This window comes from Roseovarius sp., assembly GCF_027019125.1.
Taxonomy (GTDB): Bacteria; Pseudomonadota; Alphaproteobacteria; order Rhodobacterales; family Rhodobacteraceae; genus Roseovarius.
In genome coordinates this window covers 606808-620815 of record NZ_JALUXE010000027.1, presented here as the reverse complement: position 1 = coordinate 620815, position 14008 = coordinate 606808, and the positions used below count along the sequence as shown (strand labels likewise).

At 61.0% G+C, this 14008-nt stretch carries 13 protein-coding genes; 3 read left to right on the top strand and 10 right to left on the bottom strand.

Features of this window, described 5'->3' with window-relative positions:
* Positions 1-44: 44 nt before the first annotated feature.
* Both MVC20_RS11280 and MVC20_RS11275 read left to right on the top strand, forming a co-directional pair.
* Entirely contained in the window at positions 45-2219 is a 2175-nt protein-coding gene (locus tag MVC20_RS11280) for an RNA degradosome polyphosphate kinase (protein WP_297541350.1), read from the top strand.
* Between the two features lie 50 nt (positions 2220-2269).
* The gene (locus tag MVC20_RS11275) at positions 2270-3814 is read left to right on the top strand and encodes a Ppx/GppA family phosphatase (protein WP_297541458.1); all 1545 of its coding nucleotides are present in this window, start codon (positions 2270-2272) and stop codon (positions 3812-3814) included.
* A 14-nt stretch (positions 3815-3828) separates the two neighbouring features.
* Here MVC20_RS11275 and MVC20_RS11270 read toward each other — a convergent pair whose 3' ends face one another.
* The 9 genes from MVC20_RS11270 to MVC20_RS11230 form a co-directional block, all read right to left on the bottom strand.
* Positions 3829-4209 (bottom strand): hypothetical protein, encoded by a 381-nt coding sequence (locus MVC20_RS11270; RefSeq protein WP_297541348.1) that lies wholly within the window; start codon positions 4207-4209, stop codon positions 3829-3831.
* Between the two features lie 37 nt (positions 4210-4246).
* A complete protein-coding gene (locus tag MVC20_RS11265) occupies positions 4247-5272 on the bottom strand; it encodes an endonuclease/exonuclease/phosphatase family protein (RefSeq protein WP_297541346.1) in 1026 nt (341 codons plus the stop codon).
* A complete protein-coding gene (locus tag MVC20_RS11260; protein ID WP_297541344.1) occupies positions 5253-5951 on the bottom strand; it encodes a molecular chaperone DjiA in 699 nt (232 codons plus the stop codon). The genes MVC20_RS11265 and MVC20_RS11260 overlap by 20 nt, the downstream gene beginning before the upstream one ends.
* A 45-nt stretch (positions 5952-5996) precedes the next feature.
* Positions 5997-6476: a GNAT family N-acetyltransferase gene (locus MVC20_RS11255; protein WP_297541342.1), complete on the bottom strand. Its 480-nt coding sequence runs from the start codon at positions 6474-6476 to the stop codon at positions 5997-5999.
* Positions 6473-7084 carry a VOC family protein gene (locus MVC20_RS11250; protein WP_297541340.1) on the bottom strand — a complete coding sequence of 204 codons (612 nt, stop codon included), beginning with the start codon at positions 7082-7084 and terminating at the stop codon, positions 6473-6475. Before MVC20_RS11250 ends, MVC20_RS11255 begins: the two co-directional genes overlap by 4 nt.
* Complete coding sequence (gene murD, locus MVC20_RS11245) at positions 7081-8490, bottom strand: UDP-N-acetylmuramoyl-L-alanine--D-glutamate ligase (protein ID WP_297541338.1); 1410 nt, start codon at positions 8488-8490, stop codon at positions 7081-7083. Before murD ends, MVC20_RS11250 begins: the two co-directional genes overlap by 4 nt.
* A gap of 104 nt (positions 8491-8594) precedes the next feature.
* Positions 8595-9179 carry an HNH endonuclease gene (locus MVC20_RS11240; RefSeq protein WP_297541336.1) on the bottom strand — a complete coding sequence of 195 codons (585 nt, stop codon included), beginning with the start codon at positions 9177-9179 and terminating at the stop codon, positions 8595-8597.
* A gap of 170 nt (positions 9180-9349) precedes the next feature.
* Complete coding sequence (locus tag MVC20_RS11235; protein WP_297541334.1) at positions 9350-11170, bottom strand: ABC transporter ATP-binding protein/permease; 1821 nt, start codon at positions 11168-11170, stop codon at positions 9350-9352.
* Positions 11171-11234: 64 nt separating this feature from the next.
* The gene (locus MVC20_RS11230; RefSeq protein WP_297541332.1) at positions 11235-12353 is read right to left on the bottom strand and encodes a LysM peptidoglycan-binding domain-containing protein; all 1119 of its coding nucleotides are present in this window, start codon (positions 12351-12353) and stop codon (positions 11235-11237) included.
* A gap of 103 nt (positions 12354-12456) precedes the next feature.
* Between MVC20_RS11230 and MVC20_RS11225 the strand changes: the two genes are divergently transcribed.
* Positions 12457-13008, top strand: coding sequence for a TIGR00730 family Rossman fold protein (locus tag MVC20_RS11225; protein ID WP_297541331.1), 552 nt, complete (start codon positions 12457-12459; stop codon positions 13006-13008).
* Here MVC20_RS11225 and rarD read toward each other — a convergent pair.
* Complete coding sequence (gene rarD / locus MVC20_RS11220) at positions 12969-13865, bottom strand: EamA family transporter RarD (RefSeq protein WP_297541329.1); 897 nt, start codon at positions 13863-13865, stop codon at positions 12969-12971. The two genes, MVC20_RS11225 and rarD, sit on opposite strands and share 40 nt — an antisense overlap.
* Positions 13866-14008 lie beyond the last annotated feature (143 nt).

Sequence of the window (14008 nt, the reverse complement as noted above, 5' to 3'; positions counted from 1 at the left end):
CGCTGCGTTACCGTTCCGTTACATCTCAACGCCATAAGCGCCCCATGACCCAAGCAGATTTCCTCAAGCACCCCGCCCCCGAAGCCGTCGAAATGCCCGATCTGGATCCGACCGGCCCGGGGCGTTTCTTTAATCGTGAGCTCAGTTGGCTGGGGTTCAACTGGCGAGTGCTGGAAGAAGCCCAGAACAGCCGCGTTCCACTGTTGGAGCGGCTGAGGTTCTTGTCGATTTCAGCGACCAATCTTGATGAATTTTATAACGTGCGCGTGGCAGGTCTCCGGGAATTGGCGCAGGCGGGCAATACGACCCCGGCGGCGGACGGCCTGTCCCCGGCAGAGCAGCTTGTGCTGATCAACGAGAATGCTCGCAAGCTGCTGGCATCTCAGCAAGAGACCTACAATACCCTGCGCGGCGAGCTGGAGGCCGAGAGGATTTCGATCCTCGATCACGCCTCTATCGAGGAAGGAGACCGGGATTATCTGGCGGATGTCTTTCTCAACAAGACCTTTCCCGTGCTCTCGCCTTTGGCGATTGACCCTGCGCATCCGTTCCCGTTCATCCCCAACCTCGGCTACAGCCTTGCTCTGCAACTTGAGCGAAAGGCCGACAAGCGACCGCTTCAGGCCCTATTGCCGATCCCGCAGCAAATCGCGCGCTTCATCCCCCTGCCCGCGCCCGAGGGCAACTATCGGTTTCTGCCGCTCGAAGAACTGCTCTTGCTGCATCTGCACAGCCTCTTTCCCGGCTATCGCTACAAGAGCCATTGCGCCTTTCGCGTGCTGCGCGACAGTGATCTCGAGGTCGAGGAAGAGGCCGAAGACCTCGTGCGCGAATTCGAGGTGGCACTGAAACGTCGCCGCCGTGGCGAAGTGGTGCGGATGAAGATTTCTGCCAATGCGCCCGAGGATCTGCGCCGCGTCATCATGCAGGAATTGCACGTCATTCCCGAAGAGGTGGTCGAGGTCGAGGGCATGATCGGTCTGGCCGATCTCAAGGAACTGGTGCTCGATGCGCGCCCCGATCTTCTGTGGCCGCCCTTTACCCCGCGCGTGCCCGAGCGGGTGCAGGACCATGGCGGCGACATGTTCGCCGCGATCCGGCAAAAGGACATGCTGCTGCATCACCCCTACGAGACCTTCGACATGGTGGTGCGGTTTCTGGCGCAGGCGGCGCGTGACCCCGATGTGGTGGCGATCAAGCAAACGCTCTATCGCACCTCGCGCAACTCTCCTATCGTCGAGGCGCTCTGCGAAGCGGCGGAAGACGGCAAATCCGTCACGGCACTTGTGGAGCTCAAGGCGCGATTCGACGAGGCGGCGAACATCAGGCAATCGCGGCGACTGGAACGGGCCGGGGCTCATGTGGTCTATGGTTTCATTGACCTCAAGACCCATGCCAAGATTTCCACCGTGGTGCGCCGTGAAGGTGATAACCTGGTGACTTATACCCATTATGGCACCGGCAATTATCACCCGATCACTGCGCGTATCTACACGGACCTCAGCTTTTTCACCTGCGATACCAAGCTCGGACGAGACGCGACCAAGGTGTTCAATTACCTGTCGGGCTATGCCGAACCCGAGGGGCTTGAAAACCTTGCCATTTCGCCCAAGTCGCTCAAGCCCCGCCTGCTGGAGCTGATCGAGCGTGAGGCAGAGCATGCGCGCGCCGGCAAACCGGCGGCAATCTGGGCCAAGATGAACTCGCTGATCGAGCCCAACATCATCGACGCGCTCTATGCCGCGTCAGAAGCAGGGGTCAAGATCGACCTCGTTGTGCGCGGGATTTGCGGATTGCGGCCCGGCATCAAGGGATTGTCGAGCAACATCCGCGTGAAATCCATCATTGGTCGTTTTCTGGAACACTCTCGCATCGTGTGTTTCGGCAATGGCGCAGGGTTACCCTCGAAAAAGGCGCGCGTCTTCATCTCTTCGGCCGACTGGATGGGCCGCAACCTCAACCGCCGGGTTGAAACGCTTGTCGAAATCGAAAATCCCACCGTCAAGGCGCAGATCGTCAGCCAGGTCATGGCCGCCAACATGGCAGACGTTGCCCAAAGCTGGGTGATGGCCCCCGATGGCAGCTTTAGCCGCCCGCCCGCGATCGAGGGCATGTTCGCGTTTAACTGTCACCGCTTTTTCATGGAAAACCCATCGCTCTCGGGGCGGGGCTCAGCCGGGGCTTCGGATGTGCCCAAACTGACCCATACCGAGGATTGACCCACGCGCGCCCGTGCCGCATAGAGAGTATGCGAAAGACTGGGACGGACATGGACGGCACCAACGATCCAAGAGAACCCGACGGCGGCCCCTTTGGCCGTCCCCTGTTCGATAGCCCCACCGCCCGCGCGCTCAGCCGTGTGGGCGTGGTTGATGTCGGTTCCAATTCGGTGCGCCTTGTGGTCTTTGACGGAGCGGCGCGCAGCCCTGCCTATTTCTACAACGAAAAGATCATGTGCGGCCTCGGGGCTGGCATGTCCGAGAGCGGCCGCCTGAACCCGACCGGGCGCAAGCGCGCGCTCGAAGCGCTCAAGCGGTTCAAGATGCTGGCCGAGGGTATGGATACCGGCCCGCTGGTCCTCGTCGCCACCGCCGCCGTGCGAGAGGCCAGCGATGGCGCGGAGTTCTGTGCCGATATCGAACGCGAAACCGGGCTCAAACTCTGGGTGATCGACGGGCGCGAAGAGGCGCGGCTGTCAGCGCAAGGGGTGCTGTTGGGATGGCCCGGCTCTTATGGCCTTGTCTGCGACATCGGCGGTTCGTCCATGGAACTGGCCGAAATCAACGGCGGCACGGTGGGTGCGCGGGTTTCATCCCAGCTTGGCCCGCTCAAGCTGCGCGACATGACCGGCAGCAAGAAGGAACGCCGCGCCTATATCCGCCAGGTCCTGAACGACATGCGCGCCGAACTGGGCGAGCAGAACAACCGCCTCTTTTTGGTCGGGGGATCGTGGCGGGCGATCGCCCGGATCGACATGGTGCGGCGCAAATACCCGCTGCATGTGCTGCACGAATACCGCATGACCCCGGCTGACGTGCGCGCCACCATCAAGTATATCGAGAAACTCGACGCCGAAACGCTGCGCGCGCAATCTGGCGTGTCCATGGCGCGGATCGAGCTTGTGCCGCAGGCGGCCGAGGTTTTGGGCGAGCTGATCAAGACCTTCAAACCACATGACATCGCGGTATCGAGCTATGGCATCCGCGAGGGTCTGCTTTACGAGCAGATGCCGCAGATGCTGCGCGACCGCGACCCGCTGATCGAAGCCTGCCGTTTTGCCGAGCAAAAGGACGCGCGCCTGCCCGGATTTGGCAAGGTAATCTATCATTTCATCCTGCCACTCTTCAAATCCGCCAAACCCGAACGCCGCCGCCTGATCCGTGCCGCCTGCCTCTTGCATGATGTCAGCTGGCGCGCCCATCCCGATTACCGGGCTGAGGTCTGTTTTGATAACGCCACCCGCGCCAATCTGGGCGGACTCAAACATTCAGAGCGGGTGTATTTGGGTCTCGCGCTGCTGCACCGCTATTCGAACAAGCGAGAAGGCAGCCGTTTTGCCGATCTGGACGGGTTGCTGAGCGAAAAGGACCGTCACGAGGCCGAGGTTCTGGGCAAGGCCATGCGCTTTGCCGCAATGCTCTGGCTCAAGCGCAATGCGCATCTTGGGGAATTGCGATGGTTCCCGCAAAAGAAGGTGCTGGAATTGCGGCTGTCAGAAGAGGCGGCCCCCCTCTTTGGCGAGGTTGCGCAGGCGCGTTTTGCCTCACTCGCCACAACCCTCTCGGCACGGATCGTGATCAAGACGCCAAATTAACGGCGCGGTGACGCTCAAAGCTCGATTTCACCATCTGGCAAAGGGTTTTCCTGCATCTCTTGCGGTGTCTTGCGTCGTAACAGGATATCGCCGTTCGGCAGAACTTCGGGCGCGTGATAGGCGCTGAGATCACCAATCTCACTCATCAGGTCGCGCAGCGCCGGACCCATTTCCTCGACAAACTGGCGCAGCGCGGGCTCCATTTCCTGGGCGCGGTCGCGAAGCCCCTCAAGCGCCGGCCCCATCTCGCGCTGTATCCCTTCAAAAAAGAGGCGCGCGCCCTCTTCCATGAGGGATCGGCCCTGCTCCTCTTCCGTCACGTCCTGCGCGGCAAGGGGGGACGCGACAAGCGCGGACAACAAACAGACGGTTCGGATCAGGTGCATCGGTGTCATGGGGTATATATAATCGCTCCGAGTGACGATTTTAAGATCACAGTTCGACATCGAGACTGACCGGGAAATGGTCTGAAGCGACGAGCAGCGCCTCACGCAACTCTTTGTTGTCCCAGCAGACCGGATCGTCAAACGGATGCCAGATGCGCCAGGCTGGGCGACGCGCCATGAGGTCCGGCGAGATCAGGATATAATCCAGCAGCGCCTGCATATACCGCCGCTGGTCACGCAGATAGAACCGCGCCGAAGTATGGACCACCCCAAAGCGCCGCAGCAGCGCCCCGCGTGCATGCGGATCATAGAGCGCAGAGGCGGTGTCCTGCCCTTCTCCCATGATGATCTCGACCGATGAGCGACCGAAGAGATGCTCGTATTCATCCAGCCCCGGACCGTCGTTCAGGTCCCCCAGCACGACCAGAGGGTCCGATGCCGCCAGATGAGTCTCGATCCGTTGCCGGAGCCAGACGGCTTGTGCCAATTGTTTGCGGCGATTGGTGATGCCAATGCGGATGGCTTCGTCGCGGCCCATGGCCCCATGCGGGGCCTTGGATTTGAGATGCGCCCCGATCAGCCGCAACATCTGGCCTGATCGGGTGGTCAGCTCCAACTCAAGCGGGGGTTTGGAAAAAGTCACACGGTCCGCACGGTCATCAATGTCAAGGTCGATGCGGAACACCCCATCAAAACGCGGGGGCCCGTCCCCGCCCCCCGCGACCGCCCCCTGCGGATCATGCCGCGCGCTCAGAACATCCGGATCATAGAGCAGCGCCAGTTCCTGTTGCGTTTCATTGGCAAAGCCGATCAGGGCCCGTCGCGCCCGAATCTGCATGAGTTTTGCGAAATTTTCCAACGCCTTGACCGTACTGCGGCGGCCATTGTCGTCGGGGGCCTCGACCACCAGCACCGCATCGGCATTCAGTGCGGTGAATACGATCCCGAGTGCTGCAAGCTGGTCCGAGCGTGTCACATTGTAGCGCGCGGACCATGCGCCGTCGTCATGGGGTTGCCCCTGATCGTCAAACAGCGCGTTGAACCATTCGACGTTATAGGTGGCGATCCGCATGGGCGCGCGCCTCGCTGATCTCCTCCCAGGCGCGGTTGATGTCCACCAGCCGCCGCTCTGCCAAACGGATCGCCTCTGGCGGCACCCCGCGGGCCTGCATGCGGTCCGGGTGGCTCTCGCGCACGAGGTCACGCCAGGCCTTGCGCACCTCTTCCATCGGCATCTCCGGGGTCACGCCCAGCACGGACCAGGGATCGGGCGTGGCATCCGGCACGAACCGCGTCCGCAGCGCACGAAAGGACGCACTTGTCAGACCGAAGATATCGGCGACACGCGCAAGGAATTCATCCTCCTTGGCGTGATAAACCCCATCGGCCATGGCAATGTGAAACAGCCCTTCCATCAGATCGCAGAGCGTGCCCGGCTGGCCCTCGAACATCCGCGCAATGCGCCGTGCGTACTCTTCGAACCCCGCCACATCCTGCCGTGCAAGGTTGAACACGCGGGCGGCATCGCTCTCATCCGCCTCGGCGATCTGGAACACCTCGCGAAAGGCCGTGACCTCATCGCGCGTGACCTTGCCATCCGCCTTGGCCATCTTGGCCGAGAGCGCGATTACTGCGATCGTAAAGGCCACGCTACGTTCGGGAGGCGTGCGCAGGCGGTCGAAAACAGCACTCAGCCCTTCGCCATTGGCAAGGGCTGACAAGGCTTCGGAGATCCGGACCCAAATCGACATGGGCGTTACCCTAGACCCATTCCCGGCCCCTGTCAGTGCAAACCGTCACAGGATTTTCTGCAAAAGCACCAAATCCATCCAGCGCCCGAATTTTCGCCCTACCTCGGGCATGCGTGCCACTTCGGCAAATCCTATGGCACGGTGAAAGGCGATAGCGCCCAGGTTTTCGCCGCTGACGCCCGCGACCAGCACATGCATATCCGCCGCGCGCGCCACCTCCTCCAGTCGCGTCATCAACGCCCGCCCAATGCCTTGACCGTGCGCCTCGGGGGTCAGAATGACCGTGTGCTCAGCGGTGTGTGCATAGCCCGGCCCCGACCGGAACGCGCCGTAGCTGGCAAATCCCAGCACCTTGCCCGCCTTCTCTGCCACCTGAAACGCCGCACCACGCGCGGCCATGTCCGCCGCCAGGGCCTCGGGCGTCTTTTCCACCGTGGTAAAGGTGACGGAAGTGTCGCGAATGAGCGGGTTCCAGAAGGCAAGGATCTGGGGAATATCGCGCGGCTCTGCTTGTCTAAGGATCATTCGATCACCCTGAGCCCATGAGGCGTTTCAAATTCGGCACGCAGACCCGTTTGACCGGTCTCGAAAGCTACGCGCGCATCCTGCAACTCCGGCCCGACCATGGCCTTCAGGGCGGCGGCCTCTGGATGCGAGACCACCAGCCGCGACAACCGCGCGCCGGAGGGCGCAAGTCGCGCCGCGGGATGCGCCGCACCCTGCCACTCGATCAATGCCGGAAAGAGATTGTCCATCGGGAGCACGCCGGACCCCGGAACCGCCATCCGCCACCGCAGATCGCCTCGTGCCAAGTCCACCGCCTGCCCCGCACCCGGATGCCGCAAGAGGGCCGCATCCAGATCATCGACCGCGCAAATCCAGGTACGCAGGCGAGGTTCACCAGAGAACCGATCCAAATCGAACCAGCGCGGATACGCGGGGGCCGGAGCGCCCGGGTCAACCGCGATCACCTCGAGATAGAGGCCATCTTCCAGTCCGAGGAGGAGGTTATGCGTGCCGAAATGCGGATGTTGGCCACCGGGCTGCAAGTGCAGTCCAAGCGCCGCCTCGACATGCGCCTGCCCTGCCTCGAGGCTCTCTGCCGCGACCGCCAGATGGTCGAGCCGCATCATGCCCCCACACCAAGCTGCGCCCGCACCTGCGCCATGAAATCCTCGCCGCGCTTTTCAAAGTTGTCGTATTGGTCGAAACTTGCCGCCGCCGGGGCCAACAACACCACATCCCCCGGCTCTGCGTCGCGCATCGCACGGGCCACCGCCTCTGACATCGTGGTGCACACCTCCGTATCCACATCCCCCAACCCGATGGCAAACTGCGCCGCTTCGCGTCCGATCACATAGGCCCGGCGCACATGCCCAAGGCCGGGGGCTAGCCCGGCCAATCCACCGTCCTTTTCCAGCCCGCCGCAGATCCAGCGGATTTTGTCGAAAGCCAACAGCGCCTTGAGCGCGCTGTCGACATTCGTGGCCTTGCTGTCATTCACAAAGATGACGCCATCCTTTTCCGCCACGCGCTGACTGCGGTGCGGCAGACCGGCATAGCTGTGAAATCCCGCCTCGATGACGCGCGGGGCCAAACCCAGAGTGCGGCAAGCGGCATAGGCGGCGCAGGCATTCTGATGATTGTGCGATCCCGGAAGCCCCTTGACCCCGCGCAGGTCGATGGACCCCACCTGACGTCCATGACGATATTCGCTGAGGAACCCCTTGCGCGCAAAGACCGACCAGCCAAAGCCGGTCAGCTTGCGATCCACCGAAATGCGGATCACCCTGTCATCATTGGGCCCCTCGGCCATCTGCCCCGCCAGATAGAGCCCCTCGGCCTCGTCCACGCCGATCACGGCCCGGTCTGGCCCGCCTTCTGCGAACAGCCTGCGCTTGGCGGCAAAATACCCCCCCAGGCCAGCGTGACGATCAAGATGGTCGGGCGAAAGGTTGGTAAAGACCGCCACATCGGGAGTCAGCGCTCGGGCCAGATCGGTCTGATAGCTGCTCAGTTCCAGAACGACGACGCCGCCATCCTCGGGCGGGTCGATGTCGAGCACGCCACGACCGATATTGCCCGCAAGCTGCGCCGCGCGCCCCGCCTCGCGCAAGACATGGTGAATAAGGGCGGAGGTGGTCGATTTGCCGTTGCTGCCGGTGACGGCAATCACCTTGGGGGTCACGTCGAACTCATCCCAATCGTCTGTGGCGAGTGAGCGAAAAAAGAGGCCGATGTCATTATCCACCGGAACGCCCGCGTCCAGAGCTGCGGCGATCACGCGGTTGGGAACGGGATAAAGATGCGGGATGCCAGGGCTGACAATGAGAGTGGCGACCCCGTCAAAGGCCCCTGCGCGCGCCAGATCAACGGTCGCAAATCCCTCGGTTTCGGCCGCAGCGCGCGCCGTTTCGCTATCGTCCCAGGCCAATACCTCGGCCCCGCCCGCGCGCAGGGCCCGCGCCGCCGAAAGGCCCGAGCGGCCCAGCCCCAACACAGCGACCTTGGCGCCCGCATATCCTCTGACCGGAATCATTCTTCTCCCCCCGGGGCTGTTGCGCCCCTTCTCGCCCATGTCCGCGTATTTGCGCCGGGACCGGGGCAAGATGCAAGCGTCGGCCCGCAGGCAAGGAAGCCCGCTCAAGCTTCGAGTTCGGCATCCCAATAGAGATAATCGAGCCAGCTGTCGTGCAGATGGTTCGGGGGAAATTTGCGCCCTTGATTGCGCAATTGCTCTGCGCCCGGCATACGTGGCGGTTTGCGCAGGCTCAGGCCCGATTGGCGCAGGCTTTTGGAACCTTTACGCAGGTTGCACGGACTACAGGCCGCCACGACATTTTCCCAGCTCGTGACCCCGCCCGACGCGCGCGGCACCACATGGTCAAAGGTCAAATCGCCCTTGGAGCCGCAATATTGACACATGAATTCGTCGCGCAGAAATAAATTAAAGCGCGTGAAGGCCACGCGCTTTTGAGGTTTTACGTAATCTTTCAACACGATGACCGAAGGTATGCGGATCACCGTACTCGGGCTTCGGACCCAGTGATCGTATTCGGCGACGATATCCACCCGATCAGACCAGGCCGCCTTGACCGCCTCTTGCCACGTCCAAAGCGACAGCGGGTAATAGGAGAGCGGGCGATAATCCGCGTTCAGCACAAGTGCTGGAAAATGCCTCAAAGAGGCAGGCTCTCTTACGAATTCGGTCCTGAAATCGCCGTCCATCTGACTGACTGTCCTTTCACCCCGGTCGTCAGGGGCGCAGGTGCCAGAGCGGGCACCTGACCCCGTCCTGAGTCCACTATATATCGTCATTGCCCTCTGACAAGTGCGATATGTAGCGCTCGATGACGGGATGTCTAATGGGCCAAAGTAACTGTCCCATGACAGATCACTCAGGCAGCTTCGTCTTCCGCCTCGCTGGCCTGCCGCTGCCAGAGCGCCGCATAGCGCCCCTGTCGCGCCAAAAGGTCGGAATGGGTGCCCTCCTCCACCACAACCCCTTGATCCAAAACCACAATTCTATCGGCATTGGCGACGGTGGACAGACGATGCGCGATCATGATCACGGTGCGCCCTTCGGCCGCACGCGCCAGCGCTCCTTGAATTTCTCTTTCGGTCTGGGTGTCGAGCGCGCTTGTCGCCTCGTCCAGCAGCAGGATTGGCGGATTTTTAAGCAGTGTTCGGGCGATTCCCACGCGCTGTTTTTCGCCCCCCGAGAGTTTTAGCCCCCGTTCCCCCACTTGCGTCGCGTAACCCTCTGGCAAACTCGCGATGAAGTCGTGAATTTGGGCCGCGCGCGCAGCCTCTTCGATCTCGGATTGTGTGGCGCCGGCGCGCCCATAGCCGATGTTGTAGCCGATAGTGTCGTTGAAGAGGACGGTATCCTGCGGCACCACACCGATTGCGGCGTGCAGGCTCTCTTGGGTGACATCGCGCACGTCTTGACCGTCGATCAGCACCCGCCCCGCCTGCACGTCGTAAAAGCGGAACAGCAGACGCCCGATAGTGGATTTCCCCGAACCGGAAGGACCGACCACCGCCACCGTCTGCCCGGCTGGAACATCGAGCGTAACCCCGTTGAGGATGGGGCGATTGGCGTCATAGCCGAAATCCACGGCCTCCAACCGAATTGCAGCACCTGTTACTTTCAGAACATTAGCGCCAGATTTGTCCTCCACATCACCCTTCTGCTCTAACAAATCGAACATTTCCGACATATCCACCAAAGCCTGGCGGATCTCACGGTAAACGGTGCCCAGAAAGTTGAGCGGCATGGTGATCTGGATCATATAGGCGTTGACCATGACGAAATCGCCCACGGTCATGCTGCCCGATTGCACCCCCATTGCCGCCATCACCATCACGATCACCAAGCCGCCGGTGATGATCAAGGACTGACCGAAATTCAGAAAGGCCAGCGAATAGGAGGTCTGAAGCGCGGCCTTTTCATAACCCGCCATGGCCGCGTCATAGCGACTGGCCTCACGCCGTTCCGCACCGAAGTATTTGACGGTTTCAAAGTTCAGCAGGCTGTCGATCGCCTTTTGGTTGGCGTCGGTATCCTGATCGTTCATTTCCTTGCGCAAGCGCACACGCCATTCCGTGACCCTGAAGGTAAAGGCCACATAGGTCCCGATCACGGCAACGACCACCACCAGATACCAGATGTCGAAGATCACGGCGAGCACGATGCCGATCAACGTCAGTTCCAACACCAAAGGGCCGATGGAAAAGAGCAGGAATCGCAGGAGAAACTCGACCCCTTTTACCCCTCGTTCAATGATCCGGCTAAGGCCGCCGGTCTTGCGCGTTATATGGTAACGCATTGACATTGAATGAATATGTTGAAACGTCTTGAGCGCCAAAGCCCGCAGGGCGCGCTGCGCCACGCGGGCAAAGATAACGTCGCGCAACTGCTGAAACCCCACGGTCATCAGCCGTGCCATACCATAGACGACGGTCAGCCCGACCGCACCGGCCCCCAGCATCCAGGCGGCGGACTGTCCCTCTCCAGCCAGCGTGTCGACGGCGGCCTTGTAGAAGAAAGGCGTGCCAACACCGATAAGCTTGGCCACGACCAGAGACATCAGTGCAAACACCACACGGCGTTTGACCCAAGGTTGATCGGCAGGCCAGAGATAGGGGGCCACGCGGCGAACGGTGCGCCAGCCCTTGGTGGGGGCATCGGATGTGGTAATTCTGGCGTGGCGCATGAGCTGGCCTTTTCATTCCCTTGTCTCAGAGATAGCCCTGAGCCAAGGGGATTGCCAGAAAGGATTATTGTGGCAAGGCAAAGACTTGACCGGGATAGATCAAGTCGGGATCGCGGATCCGGTCACGATTGGCCTCGAACACGCGAACGTATAGGAGACCCTCGCCATAGGCCTCGCGGGAGATGGCCCAGAGGGTCGAACCGGGCTGCACGGTGATCGCGCGAATTGGGGCGCTCTCGTCGGTTTGCGCGGCGGTCAGGACCGCCTGATCCTCACGTTTGAAGGGGGTTTCCACCCGAGAGGTGACGGTACCCGCCGTGTCCACCTCGTCGACGCGCAAGGTGTAGACGCCGGTATCCACCTCGGGCAAAGCGGTGGTCCAATCTCCGGAAGGGGAAACGCGGGAGGTTACGATCGGATCATTGTCGAGATAAATGCGAACGAATCCAGTCCCTTGTGCTCGACCAGAGAGTTCGACATCCCCCTCGGGGGAATAGGTGATCGCATCAAGCGCGACATTCGACATGACCTCGGGAGCACTCTCTGCAGAGGGGGTTTGCAGCACGCGCACGCCGGTTTCATCGGTCAGCAGAACGGTTTGACTGGGCTGCGTTGCATCTTGCGCCACGGTCGATTGTTCGGAAGGTTTTTCTTCCGTCGCAACAGGTTGCGCCTCGGAGTTCACGAGCGGCGCATCGGTGGGCGCCGCTACCTCAGCGAGATCAACGGGAGTGGGGGCGATGATGATTTCGTCTTTGGACGCAAGTTCCGCCCCTGACAGTTCCGAGCGCATCCTGAGCGAGAGGACGCGCGGCGCGGTGCTGGCGGGAAGATCAAGAAACTGCACGAATTTCCCAGCATAATCAGAGAGAACCGAGCCGACATTGACGTTATCCAACAGGATTTCCACCTGGGATCCCGGCTCTGCCTGACCGGCGATGACCATCTGGCCACCGGGCTCCAGCCGGAACGTGTCGATCGTCGGGGCCTCGGGCATTGGCGGGGTCGGAGCAGGTTCAGGTATCGAAGGGGCCGGAGCCTCGGCAGTTTCGACCGCGAGCGGTGTTTCCGGGGTTGGCGCAGGTTGGGCGCGGAACCAGAACGCCGCCAAAACTGCGCCGATCACCGCCAGTCCGCCCAGACCTATGACCGATCCAGTGCCTAAGCCACCGAACTTGCTCATCTTTTCAAAAATCCCCCTGTCGCGGCGCTTTGGCCGGTTGTCCGAGAATAGCAACAAGGCTATCACGGGTCAAAGCAACCCTGCATGTGCCCGGAGTGATTTCATGGCCGCGCGTTCTGTCTGTGTCTTTTGCGGCGCACGTCCCGGCAACGACCCCACATATATGCAAGAAGCAACCGCCATCGGCCAGATGTTGGTGACGGAGGGCTGGCGGCTGGTCTATGGCGCAGGGGATGTCGGGCTGATGGGGGCCACGGCACGCGCGGTGCAGGAGGCGGGCGGCGAGACCTTTGGCGTCATCCCGGCGCATCTTGTGGCTTGGGAAGTTGGCAAGCGGGACCTCACCCAATATATCGTGGTTGAGACCATGCATGAGCGCAAGAAAGTGATGTTCATGAATTCGGATGCCATCGTGGTTCTACCGGGTGGCGCAGGGTCGCTGGATGAGTTTTTCGAGGTGCTGACATGGCGGCAGCTTGGGTTGCATCAGAAGCCAATTTTCTTATTGAATACAGAAGGTTACTGGACGCCTCTGATGCAATTGCTGGATCATGTGGTGACGCAAGGCTTTGCCGGAGAAAACGTGAAGTCTTTTGTCCAGAGCTTTGATACTGTTCAAGATTTGAGGATCGCCCTGCGCGCTGCCCTGTCCTGACGCAGGCTGGCGGTGGTGTAGATCGCCAAAGCGGACCAGATCATGCCAAAGGCAATGGCGTGCCAGAGGCTGAACATTTCACGAAATAACAGTGTTGCAACAAGGAATTGCAGGCTGGGGTTCAAGTATTGAACAAGGCCGACCGTGGCCAGTGTGATGCGTTTGGTGGCATAGCTGAACATGATGAGGGGGGACGCGGTGAGGATGCCGGAAAAGGCCAGAAGCAGGCTGTCGTGCCAGTTGCTGCCAAAGGCGCCGTGGCCGTCGGAGTGGAACCACCACAAGACCCCCAAGGCAATGGGCGACAAAAGCAGCACCTCGGCCGTGACGGAAACCACTGGACCGACGGAAAGCCCTTTTTTAACAAGACCATAAAAGCCAAAGCTGGTGGCCAGCACGAGCGCGATCCAAGGCGGGACGCCAAGGCCGATGGTCAGGGTAATGACCGCCGTCGCGGCCAGCGCCACGGCAAAAAGCTGTGCCTTTCCAAGACGTTCGCGAAAGGCAATGGCCCCCAGAAGCACGGCGACCAGCGGGAAGATATAATAGCCCAAAGAGGCCTCGACCGCCTTGCCGATCTGAATCGAGGTGATGAAAACGAACCAATTGGTCGAGATCATCAGCGCCGCGAAACCGATCAAAAGGACTGAGCGTCGCGCGCCAAGAGTTTGGCGCAAAACGGAAATTCTTCCCTGAACAAGGAGAACGAGCGCAAAGAAGATGAACGACCAGAGGGTGCGGTGGGCCAGGATTTCGATGGGCGGAATATGATCGAGCAGCTTGTAATAGATGCCTGAAAGCCCCCAAACCGAGCAGGTGGCGACCATCGCCAGAATACCTTTGGTCGCTTCGCGCATGTGATTTGCCCCTCAGTTCCGGTGTCCTGAGTGCTGCCGCATGTGGCCGGTGGGGGCAAGGGCAAACCTCAAGGTCTGTAAGGTTTGCAAGGTGATTTTGTAAGGTCTGGAGGCAGATTTCGGTTGGTGTGGCGAGGGTCTAG

Coding starts and splice junctions, on each gene's coding strand:
- MVC20_RS11235 (WP_297541334.1), bottom strand. CDS start 11,170: ATGCGCCACGCCAGAATTACCACATCCGATGCCCCCACCAAGGGCTGG.
- rarD (WP_297541329.1), bottom strand. CDS start 13,865: ATGCGCGAAGCGACCAAAGGTATTCTGGCGATGGTCGCCACCTGCTCG.
- MVC20_RS11255 (WP_297541342.1), bottom strand. CDS start 6,476: ATGATCCTTAGACAAGCAGAGCCGCGCGATATTCCCCAGATCCTTGCC.
- MVC20_RS11270 (WP_297541348.1), bottom strand. CDS start 4,209: ATGACACCGATGCACCTGATCCGAACCGTCTGTTTGTTGTCCGCGCTT.
- MVC20_RS11250 (WP_297541340.1), bottom strand. CDS start 7,084: ATGATGCGGCTCGACCATCTGGCGGTCGCGGCAGAGAGCCTCGAGGCA.
- MVC20_RS11275 (WP_297541458.1), top strand. CDS start 2,270: ATGGACGGCACCAACGATCCAAGAGAACCCGACGGCGGCCCCTTTGGC.
- MVC20_RS11280 (WP_297541350.1), top strand. CDS start 45: ATGACCCAAGCAGATTTCCTCAAGCACCCCGCCCCCGAAGCCGTCGAA.
- MVC20_RS11225 (WP_297541331.1), top strand. CDS start 12,457: ATGGCCGCGCGTTCTGTCTGTGTCTTTTGCGGCGCACGTCCCGGCAAC.
- MVC20_RS11240 (WP_297541336.1), bottom strand. CDS start 9,179: ATGGACGGCGATTTCAGGACCGAATTCGTAAGAGAGCCTGCCTCTTTG.
- murD (WP_297541338.1), bottom strand. CDS start 8,490: ATGATTCCGGTCAGAGGATATGCGGGCGCCAAGGTCGCTGTGTTGGGG.
- MVC20_RS11230 (WP_297541332.1), bottom strand. CDS start 12,353: ATGAGCAAGTTCGGTGGCTTAGGCACTGGATCGGTCATAGGTCTGGGC.
- MVC20_RS11260 (WP_297541344.1), bottom strand. CDS start 5,951: ATGTCGATTTGGGTCCGGATCTCCGAAGCCTTGTCAGCCCTTGCCAAT.
- MVC20_RS11265 (WP_297541346.1), bottom strand. CDS start 5,272: ATGCGGATCGCCACCTATAACGTCGAATGGTTCAACGCGCTGTTTGAC.